Consider the following 651-nt stretch of genomic DNA (forward strand, 5'->3'; position numbering starts at 1 on the left):
CGCCATGTTGCTGATCGGTTTGTCGCTGATGGGCGTCGCCATCGATTGGGCAGCCGGTGGCCGCGGGGCGGCAGATTACGGTGCGCCTCGCCACCTGCTCTTGTCCGGTGGGACCATGGCGACCATCCTTTTCGTTAGCCGTTTCGGGGGACGCTTCCTGGCAAACTGTGCCGTGCTGATCGGCATGGTTGCCGGGTTTCTCGCAGCAATACCCACCGGCTTGGTCGACTTCGGTACGGCCATCGCGTCGCCGCCACTGCGACTCGTCACGCCGTTCCATTTCGGCCCCCCGATCTTCGATCCCGCCGCTATCGCATCGATGGATGTGGTGGTCTTGGTAACGCTGGTGGAGTCAAGCGGCATGCTGACGATGCTCGGCCAGCTTGTGGAGCGCCCGGTCGATCAGCGCGCACTCACGCGCGGGCTCAGGGCCGACTGCCTCGGCGCGGTCATCGGCGGTCTGTTCAACAGCTTTCCCTACACCTCTTACGCCCAGAACATCGCGCTGGTCGGTTTGACCGGCGTCCGCAGCCGTTTCGTCTGCGCAGCCGCGGCCGCCTTCATGCTCGCGCTGGCGATGATCCCCAAAGCGTCGGCGCTGGTTGCAGCCATGCCGGCCAGCGTGCTGGGTGGCGCTGCGCTGGTCCTGTT

General features: G+C 65.6%; 1 protein-coding gene. It reads left to right on the forward strand.

Translation table 11 applies throughout. The features are described from left to right. A partial coding sequence (locus AACY45_RS27335) for a solute carrier family 23 protein (protein ID WP_339548564.1) occupies positions 1-651 on the forward strand: 651 nt, incomplete at both ends.

The organism is Pseudomonas sp. RA_35y_Pfl2_P32, assembly GCF_963970735.1.
Classification (GTDB): domain Bacteria; phylum Pseudomonadota; class Gammaproteobacteria; order Pseudomonadales; family Pseudomonadaceae; genus Aquipseudomonas.